The sequence below is a fragment of the Stenotrophomonas sp. Iso1 genome (genome assembly GCF_027497995.1).
In the GTDB taxonomy this organism is placed as follows: domain Bacteria; phylum Pseudomonadota; class Gammaproteobacteria; order Xanthomonadales; family Xanthomonadaceae; genus Stenotrophomonas.
In genome coordinates, this window is sequence record NZ_JAODBT010000003.1 from 286,407 (window position 1) to 301,459 (window position 15,053).

Consider the following 15,053-nt stretch of genomic DNA (forward strand, 5'->3'; position numbering starts at 1 on the left):
TCCGGGGGACAGCGGGAACGGGACGCGAGTCTACGCCGTTCCCTGTGGCAGGCGCGCCTGCAGCCCCTTGGCCTGCAGCTGCTGCAGGACAGCCTCGATGATGGCCAGGTTGTGGCCGTGGGCCGCACCTTCATGCAGCAGCACGATCGCGCCGGGCGCCAAATCCCGCGCAATACGCTGCACCACCTCCTGTGGCTCGCAGCCAACACCGTCAAAGCCGCGCGCGCTCCAGCCCACCCGGGTCAGCCCATGGCGCTTGAGTGCGGCGGCAACAAAAGGATTGGTCATGCCCACCACCGAGCGATACCAGCTCGGTGGTTTTCCTGCGATATCAGCCAGTACCTGCTGGCAGGCGGCGATCTCACGCGCCATTTCGCCCGGCCCCAGCGACCAGAAACGGGCCTGCGGGTGCGATTGGCTGTGATTGGCCACCCCGTGCCCACGTTGCAGCACCTCTCGCACCCGCTCGGGGCGTGCGGCCGCACGCTCGCCGACCATGAAAAAGGTGGCCTTGGCGCCATATTTGTCGAGCAAATCCAGCACCGCCGGGGTTTCATCGGACGGACCGTCATCGATGGTCAGCCACACCGCCGGGCCGGGCACACGGCTGAGTACCGGCGCATAAAAGCGGCTGTTGGGCAGAAATACCGGCACTACGAACAACGCGTGGCTGGCCAGCAGCAAAACCAGCCCCCAGGCCCAGCCAAACTGCCACCAAGCCAGTACCACCAGCAGTTGTGAGGCAATCAACCAAGGCACCCAACGCCACGGACGGACGGGAATGCGATGCAGAGTTTGCGTGACAGTCATGCCCCATGATGCCACGCAGCGTAGAATCGGCCTCTGTCCCAGACCACTTCCACGAGTACATGATGTCCCTGGATCCCGCCCTGCGCGCGCGCATTGAAACCCTCCTCGGCGCCGACCGCGTCGTCCTGTTCATGAAGGGCCAGCCGACCATGCCGCAGTGCGGTTTTTCGGCCAAGGCTGTTGGTGCACTGCAGGATCTGGGCGTTGAATTCGCCCACGTCAACGTGCTGGCCGATCAGGACATCCGCGAAGGCATCAAGGCCTACGGCGACTGGCCGACCATTCCACAGCTGTATGTTGACGGTGAGTTGATCGGCGGCAGCGACATCATTCTGCAGATGGCCGGCAGCGGTGAACTGAGCAGCCTGCTCGGCCTGGCCGCACCGGACCGCACCCCGCCGACCATTACCGTCACCCCGGCGGCAGTGGAAATGCTCAAGGGCGCGCTGGCCGATTCGCCCGGCGCCGCGCTGCAGCTGAGCATCGACGCCCGCTTCCAGCCGAACTTCCAGCTGGCCCCGATCGACGCCAACGCCATCGCCGCCGAATCCAACGGCCTGCGCGTTCAGTTCGACGCCGCCAGCGCCCGTCGCGCCGAAGGCATCACCATCGACTGGGTGGATGACATCCGTGGCCAGGGCCTGGCCATCAACAACCCCAATGCACCCAAGCCGGTGCAGGCGCTGGATGTACGCGGCGCCGATGACCAGCTGCGTGCCGGCACGCTCACCGTGGTGGACGTGCGTCCGGCCGACGAGCGTGCCATCGCCGCGATCAACGCCCCGTTCGAAACCTTCGACGGCGACAACCGGGCCAAGCTCGAAGCACTGCCCAAGGACACCGCCCTGGCATTCCTGTGCCACCGTGGTGGCCGCAGCGCGCAGGCGGCCGAGCAGTTCCTGGAACTGGGCTTCACCAACGTGTTCAACATCACCGGCGGCATCGATGCCTGGTCGGAAGACGTGGACAACAGCGTGCCGAAGTACTGATCGGCTGCGGTACCGCTACAACGAAAAACGCCGGCAATGCCGGCGTTTTTCCTTTGCACGATTGCTGGCCAGCGAAGGCTCAACCGGCAAAGCCACCTTCCGCCAGGTAATGCAGTTCGTCGGGCGTTGGAATACGGCCCAGCACCGCGTTGCGGTGCGGGAAGCGCCCGAAGCGGCGAATGATGTCGCGGTGCAGTTCGGCGAACTTGAGGTACTCCAGGTCGCCCAACACCTCGAACATGGCCACCGAGCGCTCCTGGTCCTGCGGATCCTCGGAGTGTTCGAACGGCAGATAGATAAAAGCCCGCAGCTGCGGCGTCAGTTCCCGGTCCAGGCCTTCTTCGATGGTGCGCATCGCGTAGTGCCGCGCCAGTCCATCAGTAGCGTAAGAGTGCGCGGTACCACGGAAGCAGTTGCGCGGGAACTGGTCCAGCAGCACCTGCAGCGCCAGGGCGCCGTCGGCCGACTGCAGCCACTCCTCGCAACCACGACGGGCGGCAAGCCAATGCAGGCCTTCAAAGCGCTGGCGGAACTCCGCATCAAAGGCGTCATCGCGCGAGAACCAACGTTTTGGCCCCGCCGTGCGCCAGAAATCCACCACCCGTTCTACCGTTTCCATTGCTGCATCCCCGCCTCACTGCCCGTCTTAAGGCAGCGACATCCCCTGCCAATCCCGTCGCAACGCTGCCGATGGCATGGGTTGCTTGGGCGCTAGCTTAATGGGCTGCCAAGCGCGTGGATATGAGCTGGACGTGAAATGAGACACATCCCAAGTGGGACCCGGCACACGAACTCCGCCCCAAATGCTTTTTTTACGATAGGGTTTCGCCCAAGACAAGATCGGATCAGGAGAGGGCTCCGTATGCGCATTGGAATCGTGGTGGACTCGGCATGCGACCTGCCGATGAACTACCTGCACCAGAACAATATCGTGCTGCTGCCCATTGCCGTGCGTATTGGCCAGACCCTGCTGCCTGACCAGCGGGACGAAGCCGCCACCCTGGCCTTCCTGCAGGGCCCGCTCAGCGACCAGGGCGCCGAGGCCGAGACCATCCCCTATACCGCCGAGCAGATCCGCGACCTGTTCCTGAAGCAATTGGTCACCGATTTCGACCAGGTGTTCTGCCTGACCATCACCCGTACCCGCAGCCCGTTGTATGACAACGCGGTGCAGGCCAGCTACAGCATCCTCAACGAATACAAGCCCATCCGTCAGGCCGCCGGCTTCAACTCGCCCTTCAGCCTGCGCGTGATCGACACCCAGAACCTGTTCGCTGCCCAGGCAGTGAGCGCCGTGGAGGCCGTGCGCATGCGCGATGCCGGCGCCAACGTCCAACAGATGCGCGAACGGCTCGAGCAGGTGGCTGCCAATGTGCACGGCTACATGGTCACCCGCGACCTGTACTACATGCGTGCCCGCGCCCGTCACAAGGGCGACCGCAGTGTGGGCTTGTTCAGTGCCGCGTTGGGTAGCGCGCTGGATATCAAGCCGGTGCTGCACGGCTACCGTGGCGAGACCGCGCCGGTGGCCAAGATCAAGGGCTTCGACCATGCGGTGCAAACCTTGTTCGACTTCGTCGGCAAGCGCGTCACCCATGGCTTGATGACACCAGTCGTGTGCGTCAGCTACGGCGGCCCGCTGGACGAACTGCGCGCCCTGCCCGGCTACGCACAGCTGCGTACTACCTGTGACACCCATGGCGTGGCGCTGATGGAAGCGGTGATGAGCCTGACCGGCATGGTCAACGTCGGCAAGGGCGCGGTGACCATTGGTTTTGCCGACGAACCCCACACCTTTGGCTGAGCCCGCCCGGATTTCCACGATTTCGCAACGTCCGCAGCGCTAGGCTGCATCCCCATCAAGGAGAACCTGCATGTCCGTGCTCTATTCGATTTCCCTTCCGGACCCGGCCAAGGCCCGTGGCAGCGATCCGCGCCTGTCCTTCACCGCCAGTGGCGCGGAGGCGTTTGCCGAGCAGTTGCAGGCCGCGCTGCGCACCACCGAGCTGTTTGACCGTTGGAAGTCCATGCAGGACGAGCCGGACGATGTCGATCCGTCCATGGCTGCCACCGACCCGACGGCAACCGTCACCGGCCAGCAGGCCGACCTGCGCATCAACCTCCAGGCCACCACCAGCCTGCCCGGCGACGTGTTCAAGCAGCGCCTGCGCCTGCTGGCCGGCAACCACTGGGAACTGCGCGACGTCCGCTGACGCACTGTGAGTACCCCTGTCCTTTTGTCCTGGAGCGGCGGCAAAGATGCCGCCTGGGCACTGCACCAACTCCAGCAGCGCGACGATGTGCACGTGGTCGCGCTGCTCACCACATTCACCGAAGGCCATGAGCGCTCGTCGATGCAGGGCGTGCGTGCGGACGTAGTGCGCGCCCAGGCCCGCGCCGCCGGTTTGCCACTGCTGCCATCGTGGATTCCGCAGGCCTGCGACAACGCCGTGTACCTGCAGCGCATGACCGCCACCCTGTGCGAAGCGCAACAACGCTGGCCCGGACTGGAGACCCTGGCCTTCGGTGACCTGCTGCTGCAGGACATCCGCCACTGGCGCGAACAGCAGTACGACGCACTGGGCTGGAAGACGTTGTTTCCGTTGTTCGGCCTCGATACCCGCGAACTGGCGCGGGAGATGATCGCCGAAGGCTTGCGCGCCCATCTGTGCTGCGTGGATACCCAGCACATGGACGCCGCATTCGCCGGCCGCGCGTTCGATCACTCACTGCTGGAGGCGCTACCGCCGGGTATTGATGCCTGCGGCGAGAATGGCGAGTTCCACACCTGTGTGAGCGCCGGCCCGATGTTCGGCAGCGCGCTTGCGTTGACGCAAGGGGAAACCGTGCTGCGCGAGTCGCGCTATGCGTATACGGATTTCGTGCTGTAGTGCCTTCGCAGGCGGGGAATGAAATCCCAACCTGCGTGACAGGCACCTACATGGCGAAGATCAGCGCATCGCCTTTGCGTGGTGCGCGATGTGCTCACCGATGAAACTGCTGATGAAGTAGTAACTGTGGTCATAGCCGGGCTGGATGCGCAGCTCCAACGGATGACCGGCCGCCTCGCAGGCAGCCTGCAACAACTGCGGACGCAGTTGGTTGTCCAGGAACTCATCCGCGCCACCCTGATCGATCAGCAACAGCAACCGCTCCTTCGCATCGGCGACCAATGCCGTCGCGTCGTACTGCGCCCATGCGGCTTCGTCTTCACCGAGGTAGGCAGCGAATGCCTTCTGCCCCCAAGCCCCCTGCGAGGGCGCCACGATCGGTGAAAACGCCGACACACTGCGATAGCGGCCGGGGTTCTTCAACGCGATGGTCAATGCACCGTGCCCGCCCATCGAATGACCACTGATCGCGCGCGCGTCGCTGGCTGGCAGGTTGGCCTGCACCCACGCCGGCAACTCGTCGACGATGTAGTCATACATGCGGTAGTGCTGCGCCCACGGCTCACGCGTGGCATTGAGATAGAAGCCCGCCCCCTTGCCGAGATCGTAGCTGTCGGCATCGGCCACCTCGTCACCGCGCGGGCTGGTGTCCGGCGTGACAAGGATGATGCCGTGCTCAGCGGCGTAGCGCTGCGCGCCCGCCTTGGTGATGAAATTCTGTTCGGTACAGGTCAAACCGCTGAGCCAATACAGCACCGGGCACGGGCCATGTTCGGCCTGTGGCGGCAGGTAAACACCCACTTTCATTTCGCAGCCCAACGCCTTGGACGTGTGGCGGTAAACATCCTGCCAGCCGCCAGAACAGGCGCGGTGTTCGATACGTTCGGCTGTCATCTCAGCCACCTCCCGATGCCGATGGCAACCGGATCTCGCAGGTCTTCAACACCTCCAGGCTGCCCTTTACTTCGATGCGCGATTCCTTGGCCAGGATGCCGATACGCAACGCATAAAACGACTCCGGGATGTCCTCGTACTCGTCAGGTGCTGCGATCAATACACCTGCGGTAACGAAGCCCGCGTTCTTCCAGGTCCGGCCCAGCGACGACAGAATCGACTGATCGATCTTCACCAGGTCCTGCTCCTGCAGTCGCTCGATCGCCTCACGCCCTTCCTGCTCGTCACCCATGCCATTCAACGCTGCTGCCAACACATCTTTATTCAACATCGTACTCATCTCAGTAGTGAATGACCGAACGGATCGACTTGCCTTCATGCATCAAGTCGAAGGCTTCGTTGATCTTGTCCAGTTCCATTGTGTGGGTAACGAACGGCGCCAGTTCGATGTCGCCCTTCATCGCGTCTTCAACCATACCCGGCAGCTGGCTGCGGCCCTTCACCCCACCGAACGCCGTGCCCATCCACTTGCGGCCGGTCACCAGTTGGAACGGACGGGTGGAAATTTCCTGGCCCGCGCCGGCCACGCCGATGATCACGCTCTGGCCCCAGCCACGGTGCGCGCATTCCAGCGCCGCACGCATTACGTTGGTGTTGCCGATGCACTCGAAGCTGTGGTCCACACCCCAACCGGTCATCTCCACGATCACCTGCTGGATAGGCTTGTCGTGATCCTTCGGGTTGACGCAATCGGTAGCGCCAAACTGCTTGGCCAATTCGAACTTCGACGGATTGGTGTCGATGGCAATCACCCGCCCGGCCTTGGCCTGGCGCGCGCCCTGAATCACCGCAAGACCGATGCCACCGAGGCCGAACACCGCAACGCTGTCACCTTCAGCAACTTTGGCAGTGTTGTGCACCGCGCCGATGCCGGTGGTGACGCCGCAGCCCAACAGGCAGACATGCTCCGGGTTCGCTCCCGGGTTGACCTTGGCCAGCGACACCTCGGCCACCACAGTGTATTCGGAGAAAGTCGAGCAACCCATGTAGTGGTAGATCGGCTCGCCGTTGTACGAAAAACGGCTGGTGCCATCCGGCATCACGCCCTTGCCCTGCGTTGCGCGCACCGCAGTACACAGGTTGGTCTTGCCACTTTTGCAGAACAGACACTCGCCACACTCAGCGGTGTACAGCGGAATCACATGGTCGCCCGGCTTCACCGAGGTCACGCCTTCGCCCACTTCCACAACAATGCCAGCACCTTCATGGCCGAGCACGCACGGGAACAAACCTTCCGGATCATCACCGGACAGCGTGAACGCATCGGTATGGCAGACGCCGGTGTGAGTGATCTTGACCAGCACTTCGCCCTGCTTGGGCGGCGCGACATCAATCTCGACAATCTGCAACGGCTGGCCCGGACCAAAGGCAACAGCGGCACGTGATTTCATGATTCTTCTCCTGCGAAATGGGGGAACGCGACGCGATGCGCCACGCGATTACTTGAGATAGGAACGGATAAGGGCAGACATCTCGGTCACGCGCGCAGCACGCTGCGTTTCCGAGCGTGCTGGCTGACCAAATTCCTCACGTAGATGCGCTTCCATCACCTCGGACATCAGCCCGTTGACGGCCCCACGGATGGCAGCAATCTGCTGCAGCACCGGGTTGCAATCGGCGCCAGCTTCCAGCGCACGCTCCAGCGCATCGCACTGACCCCGGATACGCTTGACCCGGGCCAGGACCTTCTTTTTTTCTTCCGGAGAGTGTGGCACCAGCCAGCCTCATATCCTGTACTGGGGGACAGTATATTTGGCAACAAGCTGAAATGCGATTGATTCGGATGGGTGTACGGATAGCCATAGTCTGTGCCTCACGTACAGACTATGGCTAATCGTGGTTGTACAGACTATGGCTAATACCCTCTCCAAGGGCCCTAGCAATGGAAGCAGGTCCTGTGGCCCAGGATGGAGACGGACCTGTTCCATTCCATGTCACTACAGGCCGCTTCCGGTCGAGGCTGTGTGAAAACCCCTGCGCCACTGGCAATATCTCAGCACCATTCGGTTGGTGCTGAGCATGAAGCGATTCGTCGATGGCGTTGATCGATCACAGGGGCTTTTGTTGCCTGATCGGCTCGAAGATTACGTCCACGAAGACAATCCGGTGCGGGTGGTCGATGCTTTCGTTGACGCGCTCGATCTGAGTGTCCTGGGCTTTGGGACCGTCGATCGCGCCGCTGGTGGCCGGCCCGCTTATCACCCAGCCGCGCTGCTCAAGATCTACATCTACGGCTATCTCAACCGCATCCAGTCCAGCCGGCGTCTGGAGCGCGAAGCGCAGCGTAACCTCGAACTGATTTGGCTGACCGGGCGATTGGCGCCGGACTTCAAGACGATCGCCGACTTCCGCAGAAACAACGGCACCGCCATCATGTCAGTGTGCAGTCGCTTCATTGCACTGTGTCGGAACATGAAGGTCTTCTCGCATGCTGTGGTTGCGATCGACGGAAGCAAGCTCAAGGCCGTGAACAGCCGAGAGCGGAACTTCACCACCGGCAAGATCAAGGCGCGTCGCGAACTGTTGGACCAGAGCGTCGCGCGCTATCTGGCCGAGCTGGATCGGGCTGATCGTGATCCAGCGCTGCTGCCGGAGGGGCGCGTCCCCCATCTGAAGGACAAGCTGGCGAAGGTACGTGATCAGATGAAAACGCTCGATGCCATCGAACAACAGCTCAAGGGCAAGCCGGACCACCAGATATCACTAACTGATCCCGATGCACGTTCGATGACCTCAAGCGGACGCGGAACCGGCACCGTGGGCTACAACCTCCAAGCGGCGGTTGACGCCGAACATCATCTGATCGTCGCCCACCAGATCACCAACGCCGGTAACGATCGCGCCCAACTCTTTGGCATGGCTACGATGGCCAAGGACGCACTTGGAACTCAGCACATGACAGCGTTGGCTGACCGTGGCTACTTCAACGCCCCCGAGATACTGGCATGTGAGCAGGTGGGCATCATCCCGTTGGTTCCGAAGCCACTAACGTCCAACAGCAAGGCGGAAGGAAGGTTCGACAAGCGGGACTTCATCTACGACCCAGTGGTCGATGCCTATCAATGTCCGACGGGCGAATTGGCCATCCACCGCTTTACCACCGAAGAGAACGGACTGAAATTGCACAAATACTGGTCGTCGGCCTGTCCCGACTGCCCGATGCGTACCAGATGCACGACGTCCAACTACCGACGCGTTGGTCGATGGGAGCACGAACACGTACTTGAGGCGATGCAGTTCCGCCTCAACGCTAGGCCACAAGTCGCTATCTTGCGAAAGCAGACCGTAGAGCACGTGTTCGGCACGCTCAAGGCGTGGCTGGGCACGACGCCACTGCTGACGAAGACGCTTCCGAAAGTCAGAACAGAGATCAGCCTGGCGGTTCTGGCTTACAACATGAAGCGCATGATCAAGATTGTCGGAATGCAAGGCATGCTGAGAGCGATCGCGGCTTGAAAACTCCGGATGATTGTTTTGACCAAACTGCGTGAGTCGTATGCGCTCTCCCCGAAAGATCATCCGCAAAGGGTTTTTACACAGCCTCGGCCAGTAGCGGACGTTCAACTCCGGAATTAAGCCGACCCGCGAAGCGGGTTCGGCTTGAATGAACTGTTAGGCGGCAACCACGCGCCACCTGCCTTGTAAAACACCGAACTGCATCTGTGCTTGGGCGAACGCGTCAGCGACTGATATGTGCCACGTGTCTCCGTTGAAGGAATCGCCCCCAAGGGGCGAAGAGCTAACAAGGAAATACCCTGACGAGTCTTTGCAAATCCCCAGATGAACGGGAACGGTCACGTCGTTGACGATGGCAGAAAAGTCATCTATCTCCAAGGTGAGGATTTTCTCCATTGCCGCCTAACTCCGGAATTAAGCCGACCCGCGCAGCGGGTTCGGCTCGAATGAACTGTTAGGCGCCGCAAGCATCATGTGGGCCCATTGATTTGCCTGCCCAACCAGCCTCAATAACCTCGACTGACGATAGAATTTGCTGTGCAAACGAACGGGCCTGAGCCACGTCGAACTCCACCGCATCCTCATGAGGCATTGCCACAACCTTGATGAAAATGAGTCCCTCATCTTGGCGCGGCTCGCAAGTCACCGTCTCTTTGTACTTCTGCTCTTGAGAGTCTGTCATGGCAATCTTGCGCGTAACTGTGGAATTAAGCCGACCCGCGAAGCGCTTTCGGCTTGAGTGAATTGTTAGGCCGTGGCGATGAACTTGCCATAGCAAACCCCGCACAGCCAGTTGTTTGGCCCGGAACAGTAGCTTTGACCAACCGCTGAGTCGTCGGACTGCGAAATAGTCCACGAGCAGATGAGGCAATGCACATGACTGTCATTGCCTAAGTAAGTCGTCAGTTGCCAAGCGCGTCCTTTACACCAGTCGATTTCCTCTTGGATGTCGGATACTCGCCATGCTTCACCCCGGATATCGACAGTTTGCATTTCCACGGCCTAACTACCTAATAGACGGACCCGCGGGGCCGGTTATACGACTTATCCGCAAAGCACCGTGTGGTGGGCTTTCCCCTTGATGCAAGGCGATCTTAGGGTGGCTGGGTCAGGCTAACAAGCCAGCTTATAACCGGACCCAGCGGCTGGCTCGGCGGCCGCACCAATGGCCGCTATGGGTCGCATGACGCCCTGCGACCAGGGGCGGACATTCGAACTCTGAAATTAAGCCGACTCGCGAAGCGGCGGCGGCTTGAATGAATTGTTAGGCGGCAGTTTACCGCCCATTGGCCCGACTAGCCTTCTGGAAGAGCGTGGCCAGATCTGAGTCGGACATCTTGCTGAGACTGTCATATGCGGGCTCGGTAGCAGACTTGGCCCCAGTACCTTCGCCGTAAAGTTCAATGCCGCCGCCACCGTCCGGGGTAAGGATAAAGACGAAGGGAGTAGCGGGATTGGGCGCGCCGGCGGTGACTACTACCGAATGGCCGTCAGCACAGCCATACACAAGCCAGTCATTGCCTCCGAGTTGTTTCACGGCCGGTCCAATGTTGCATTCAAGCGCTGGTTGCTCAGTGGCAGGCACAGTCGACGTGCCAGTAGCAAGAAGTGCGATGAGTAGAGTTGCGATCATGTCTGCTCTGCCGCCTAACTCCGGAATTAAGCCGCGCCGCGAAGCGACGGGGACTTCCTTCGAAAAAGTGGACACCTGTTGCTCAATGGCAGGTGCGCTCGAATTCCACGGGTGTTTGATAATCCAGTGCCGAGTGTAGGCGCTGGTGATTGTAAAAATCCATGTAGCTGCGGAGGGCGGCCAGCAGGGATCGGTCGGTCTCAAATACACGTTGATGGTAGAAGTCGGCTTTCATGGATTTGTTCCACGATTCCATATGCGCATTGTCTGTTATCCGGCGAGGTCGATTAGCCGACTGCAAGAATCCTGCCCACTGCAGGCGCTGTTTGAATTCGCCACTTAGAAACTCGATGCCGCGATCGCTATGGAAGATGATGCCAGGCTTGGGCCGCCGGGTGCGCAGCGCTGAGGCCAGTGCACGCTGCGTCAAAGCGGCCGTCCGGTCCTTGCCCAGCGACCAGCCAAGCAGGCGTCTGGAGCAGCGGTCCATGACCGTGGCCAGGTAGCGCCAATGGCCGGCGACTTTCAAGTAGGTGACGTCGCCGACCCACACCTGGTCCGGCTTCCTGGCCTGGACCAGATGCGCACGACTTTCCACGCTGGCAAGAAAGCGCTTCAGGCCCGGGCACTGCCGATACAGACCAGCGGAGCGAGCGCAGATGCCTTCTTGGCGCATCAATCGTTCCACACGCCGTCGACCGACTGCTTGGCCGGTTCGGTTGATAGCCGCATGCACACGCGGACTGCCATAGGTGTACCGGCTCTGCGCATGCGCACCGCGAATGCGCTCGATCAGTGCCGCGTCTTCGATTGAACGCGTGCTGGGTGGGCGCTGTAGCCACGCATAGAAGCCTGCGGCGCTGACGCCGAGAAGATGGCACATCGCCCTCACCGGACAGGCTTCTTGATGGTGCGTGATAAAGGCGAAGACATCGCTTTTTGTTTGGAAGTGAACGCGATGGCTTTTTTTAAAAGGTCATGCTCAATCTGCAGGCGCTCATACCTGCGCTTCACTTCGCGTAGTTCCTTCAGCTCAGCGCTGATCGCCTGGTCCAACTCAATCCCCTTGGTCACGATTGATCCTTCGCGGGCAAGCTTGCGCCAACGAGACAACATGAAAGGGTGGATGTAAAGCGAGTGGGCGACATCCCGAACTGACACGCCGGGTAACGCGCTCAAACGCACAGCGGTGGCCTTGAAATGCGCGCTGTAGCGATGGGTGGTTCTGGGACCTGGGGCTGGCATAACGACACTCCTGAGGGTTAGGTCAGGGTGTCCACTAAACCGAAGGAACTACCACGGCTACACCGCAGAGGGTTTGGTCAACGGCGACACCATTGATGACGTCAGGCTGTTTAGCGATGGCAGTGATCTGAACGCCCAACCCGGTGGCTACGCCATTCTCGCCAGTGATGCGCAGGGTGCACGGCTGGGTAACTACGACATCACGTATCGCGAAGGAACGCTGGACGTCACGGGCGTATCCGTCGGGCAGAACCTGCAGGTTGGCCGCGAAGTGGCGGCCAATCTGAGCAAGCTCGCACCCCGCGCGCTCACCGATTCATCCGACGCAACGTTGTACCGCTTGACCGATTCGGCCATCATGCCGGCCAGCGACGTCTGTACTTCTCTGAGGGAGGTCCGCTGTCTCATTCATCAGCCGAATTGACTGCCGACAGGTCAATGGAAAAGGCGCGTCTCTCGATGCGCCTTTTCTTTGTTCAGAGCATTATCGCTGCCGTTCCACGGTTGAAATATGCTGGCCAACGAGGCTGGCTCGACCTGGAACGAGTAATCAGCAGGCGCGACTGCCAGAAGCCGAAGCGCTGACGATCAGCAATCGATTGCGCGACCTGCTGGTCGAGTTCGGAGTATTGCTTGCACTGTTATCCAGCCCTGCGGCGCAGGCTCGATGAGCACTTTCTCACCGTCCGCTTGTCGGCGATGCTCTGTTGTGCAAGCTGTGCGCACATTGGCAGCAGATGCATAAATAAGCACCAGTCGGACTGAGACCAGGACACCAGCGCACATGCCATATGCGATTGACCACAACGCACCTCATGGTGGCTGCGCTTTTTCTTAAGGCTGCTTGATCGGACCGACAAGCCAGATATAGCCGGACCGGAGGATCGGAACGGAGACCGGGTCAGGTGCCAATCATAAGGCGTGCGTATGTCTGTTATGGGCCTTGGATTCAAGCGGTCGTTCACAACGTCTGACTCAAGCCAGCCCATCACTGGAAAACGTAGCTATCCATTTCTTCTGCTGGAAGCACATGCCAGATGCAAACTAGTGCGACGGTTGCTGCGAGGAAGATGGTGGCGCCTTTTGAAAATGAGGGCATTCGCGGGCCAGAGGCCCCGCGGGAGGACTTGCAGAGGGTGCGCGAATGTCCGCTCGGATCGTAGCCTTTTTTTGCGTACAGCGCGCCCGACGACCTGATGAAATTTAGGACCTGCATGAGCTGGCATGTCTCAGGAGATCGAATTCATCATTGAAGAAACGACATGCCAACCTGACGCATCGTGACGCAAGATGGCTCCGTGTTGCGATCCACATGTTCCGCCACACCAAAATCCAAAGGTGACGTCGTAATCCCCATCCGGTCGTCGGGTAGGGGTGCCCAGACCCATCATCATCGTTGTCCCCACACGGATGTCCTCAGAAGGAGCTTGCCAGGCGGAGCCAGGCATAAGCGGGAAGCCGATTCCCCCCAATACCCGGATCGATTCCAACGACAGATCAATCATGCCGTCTCCTTTTGGATCTCTAATAGCCACATACAGCGGCATGCGATTGCTCACCAGATAACCGCTGGAATCTAGTTGATGGCGTAAGACTGCTTTCATTACGCCCTGCAGATCAGGTGGCGGATTCAGCGCCGCGTCTGCCAGTCTCTGCAGCTTGTCACGTGCGCCTTGCAGCGCGATCGAAGCATCCCCCCTGGCAACGCAATCGGCGGCGGGTAACTCCCGCACGCAGACCTCACCCGAGGATTCATTGATGCTTACCAGGTAGCGGTGGAGATTCGTGGATTCCCCACGTTCGATCACCATCCGCCATTCGTTGCTTGTCTGGTCGAAATCCGGTCCATTGATCGTCGAATCATCGCGCCCAAACTTCGCCTCCACCGCATTGTCACCTTCCACCATCGCCTGCATTGCATCCAGCAACGGCTGCTTTTCATGCCCAACGGCAACCCAGGTAGCGAAGGAGGCTAATGTCGCTAGTGTTCCTGCCAGAACCGACTTCTTCATCATGATTGCTCGACCTGGACCGGAGAAACGATATTCAACTGAGGGAAGGCACCTGTCCAGCCTCGGCACCCCTGCTCCGCTTGAGAGCTTGGTTCCGCCGGTCGTGCCACCCGCGGGGGGCCGGGCATTGCCGTCGCGCGAATTGCATATGGAAGGCAACACTTTCATCACATTCGGGTGGACACTCGCCTGGCGCAGATTGCACAGCAAACCCCCTGTGCGTTTCAATCAAGGGAGACGCGGGGCTTCACCCCACGCTGCCACAGACCCTGACAATCGCCCCTTTGGAGACCACCCACATGCGACTCAGCCAGCTCACGACCTGCCTTGTTGCCACTGCCATGAGCCTCCCCGTGTTTGCGCAGACCCCTCCGGACGTAACCGATCTGGTGGGCGCGCGCGGCGCCGGCGGTGAGACACAGCTGTTATCCCGTGGCTACGAGCAACGCGACTCCAACACCGTGGGAGATCAGCGCTTTTCTTTCTGGTGGAAAGCCAAAAGCTCCCAATGCATTTCTGTTTCCACCGTTGAAGGCCGATACGCATCCATCCAATCGGTTCCGGCCGCCAACTGCGCGGACGCATCGAGGGACAACCAAGCACCCGTCACGACGTCACCGCAGTACACCGACTCTCTCGTCCTGGTCTGCTATGGCGCCGGCACTCGCCCCACCGTCAAGACCGAACCGACCTATGCGTGGGATAGCCAGGAGCACAAATGGAAATCCAGCGATACGGTTCACAGCAGTAGCGAAGGGTTCAATGGCGATGTGCAAATCGAGCTCTACGGGGACCACGGCCGAATTCACCTGAGCCAAGGCTTGGTACCGCCGATCAACTCGGGCGGTGACCATGGTTGGTGGGAACTGGACAATCTTCACATCAGCCCCGACCTGATCACCGCAGGCTATCGCCTCAACGGCATGAACAAGCCGCGTATAAGCGTTGACCGCAGATCGGGCCATATCACCATCCAAGGTGGCACCAGCTTCGCAGGGCAGTGCGATATGGGCAATTACGGCGGCGGCCAGCGCCGCTTCTAGTCCCTGATTTTGTGCGTCCC

At 60.4% G+C, this 15,053-nt stretch carries 17 protein-coding genes; 7 read left to right on the forward strand and 10 right to left on the reverse strand.

Annotated elements, in window-relative coordinates; genetic code table 11:
• Positions 1–30: 30 nt before the first annotated feature.
• Complete coding sequence (locus PAN08_RS14150; protein ID WP_269792150.1) at positions 31–810, reverse strand: polysaccharide deacetylase family protein; 780 nt, start codon at positions 808–810, stop codon at positions 31–33.
• A gap of 62 nt (positions 811–872) precedes the next feature.
• Between PAN08_RS14150 and grxD the strand changes: the two genes are divergently transcribed.
• On the forward strand, positions 873–1,799 hold the full coding sequence (gene grxD / locus PAN08_RS14155; protein WP_269792151.1) for a Grx4 family monothiol glutaredoxin: 927 nt from the start codon (positions 873–875) through the stop codon (positions 1,797–1,799).
• Between the two features lie 79 nt (positions 1,800–1,878).
• Here the strand turns inward: grxD and PAN08_RS14160 are convergent, their stop codons facing one another.
• The gene (locus PAN08_RS14160) at positions 1,879–2,418 is read right to left on the reverse strand and encodes a DUF924 family protein (protein WP_269792152.1); all 540 of its coding nucleotides are present in this window, start codon (positions 2,416–2,418) and stop codon (positions 1,879–1,881) included.
• A 243-nt stretch (positions 2,419–2,661) separates the two neighbouring features.
• Here PAN08_RS14160 and PAN08_RS14165 point away from each other — a divergent pair, with 243 nt between their 5' ends.
• From PAN08_RS14165 to PAN08_RS14175, 3 genes are all read left to right on the forward strand, one after another.
• Positions 2,662–3,603, forward strand: coding sequence for a DegV family protein (locus PAN08_RS14165; RefSeq protein WP_269792153.1), 942 nt, complete (start codon positions 2,662–2,664; stop codon positions 3,601–3,603).
• 70 nt (positions 3,604–3,673) lie between these two features.
• Positions 3,674–4,012, forward strand: coding sequence for a hypothetical protein (locus tag PAN08_RS14170; RefSeq protein WP_269792154.1), 339 nt, complete (start codon positions 3,674–3,676; stop codon positions 4,010–4,012).
• 6 nt (positions 4,013–4,018) lie between these two features.
• Positions 4,019–4,690, forward strand: a complete 672-nt coding sequence (locus tag PAN08_RS14175; RefSeq protein ID WP_269792155.1) for an adenine nucleotide alpha hydrolase — start codon at positions 4,019–4,021, stop codon at positions 4,688–4,690.
• A gap of 60 nt (positions 4,691–4,750) precedes the next feature.
• Here PAN08_RS14175 and fghA read toward each other — a convergent pair whose 3' ends face one another.
• From fghA to PAN08_RS14195, 4 genes are read right to left on the reverse strand one after another with little or no spacing between them, the layout of a single operon-like run.
• Complete coding sequence (gene fghA / locus PAN08_RS14180; RefSeq protein ID WP_269792156.1) at positions 4,751–5,584, reverse strand: S-formylglutathione hydrolase; 834 nt, start codon at positions 5,582–5,584, stop codon at positions 4,751–4,753.
• Position 5,585: 1 nt separating this feature from the next.
• Positions 5,586–5,915: a hypothetical protein gene (locus PAN08_RS14185; RefSeq protein ID WP_269792157.1), complete on the reverse strand. Its 330-nt coding sequence runs from the start codon at positions 5,913–5,915 to the stop codon at positions 5,586–5,588.
• Between the two features lie 10 nt (positions 5,916–5,925).
• A complete protein-coding gene (locus PAN08_RS14190; RefSeq protein ID WP_269792158.1) occupies positions 5,926–7,035 on the reverse strand; it encodes an S-(hydroxymethyl)glutathione dehydrogenase/class III alcohol dehydrogenase in 1,110 nt (369 codons plus the stop codon).
• 48 nt (positions 7,036–7,083) lie between these two features.
• Positions 7,084–7,359 carry a metal/formaldehyde-sensitive transcriptional repressor gene (locus tag PAN08_RS14195; protein WP_269792159.1) on the reverse strand — a complete coding sequence of 92 codons (276 nt, stop codon included), beginning with the start codon at positions 7,357–7,359 and terminating at the stop codon, positions 7,084–7,086.
• Positions 7,360–7,663: 304 nt separating this feature from the next.
• Between PAN08_RS14195 and PAN08_RS14200 the strand changes: the two genes are divergently transcribed.
• Entirely contained in the window at positions 7,664–9,100 is a 1,437-nt protein-coding gene (locus PAN08_RS14200; RefSeq protein ID WP_269792160.1) for an IS1182 family transposase, read from the forward strand.
• Between the two features lie 454 nt (positions 9,101–9,554).
• On the opposite strand, the gene PAN08_RS14205 is transcribed toward PAN08_RS14200, so the two are convergent.
• From PAN08_RS14205 to PAN08_RS14215, 3 genes are all read right to left on the reverse strand, one after another.
• Entirely contained in the window at positions 9,555–9,782 is a 228-nt protein-coding gene (locus PAN08_RS14205; protein WP_269792161.1) for a hypothetical protein, read from the reverse strand.
• A 1,033-nt stretch (positions 9,783–10,815) separates the two neighbouring features.
• A complete protein-coding gene (locus tag PAN08_RS14210) occupies positions 10,816–11,652 on the reverse strand; it encodes an IS3 family transposase (protein ID WP_269792331.1) in 837 nt (278 codons plus the stop codon).
• Entirely contained in the window at positions 11,622–11,978 is a 357-nt protein-coding gene (locus PAN08_RS14215; protein ID WP_269792162.1) for a transposase, read from the reverse strand. Before PAN08_RS14215 ends, PAN08_RS14210 begins: the two co-directional genes overlap by 31 nt.
• Here PAN08_RS14215 and PAN08_RS14220 point away from each other — a divergent pair.
• Entirely contained in the window at positions 11,953–12,402 is a 450-nt protein-coding gene (locus tag PAN08_RS14220) for an MBG domain-containing protein (protein ID WP_269792163.1), read from the forward strand. The two genes, PAN08_RS14215 and PAN08_RS14220, sit on opposite strands and share 26 nt — an antisense overlap.
• Positions 12,403–13,207: 805 nt before the next feature.
• Here PAN08_RS14220 and PAN08_RS14225 read toward each other — a convergent pair.
• Entirely contained in the window at positions 13,208–13,993 is a 786-nt protein-coding gene (locus tag PAN08_RS14225) for a hypothetical protein (protein ID WP_269792164.1), read from the reverse strand.
• Between the two features lie 296 nt (positions 13,994–14,289).
• On the opposite strand from PAN08_RS14225, the gene PAN08_RS14230 reads away from it, so the two are divergent.
• Positions 14,290–15,033, forward strand: a complete 744-nt coding sequence (locus tag PAN08_RS14230; RefSeq protein ID WP_269792165.1) for a hypothetical protein — start codon at positions 14,290–14,292, stop codon at positions 15,031–15,033.
• Positions 15,034–15,053: the final 20 nt, after the last annotated feature.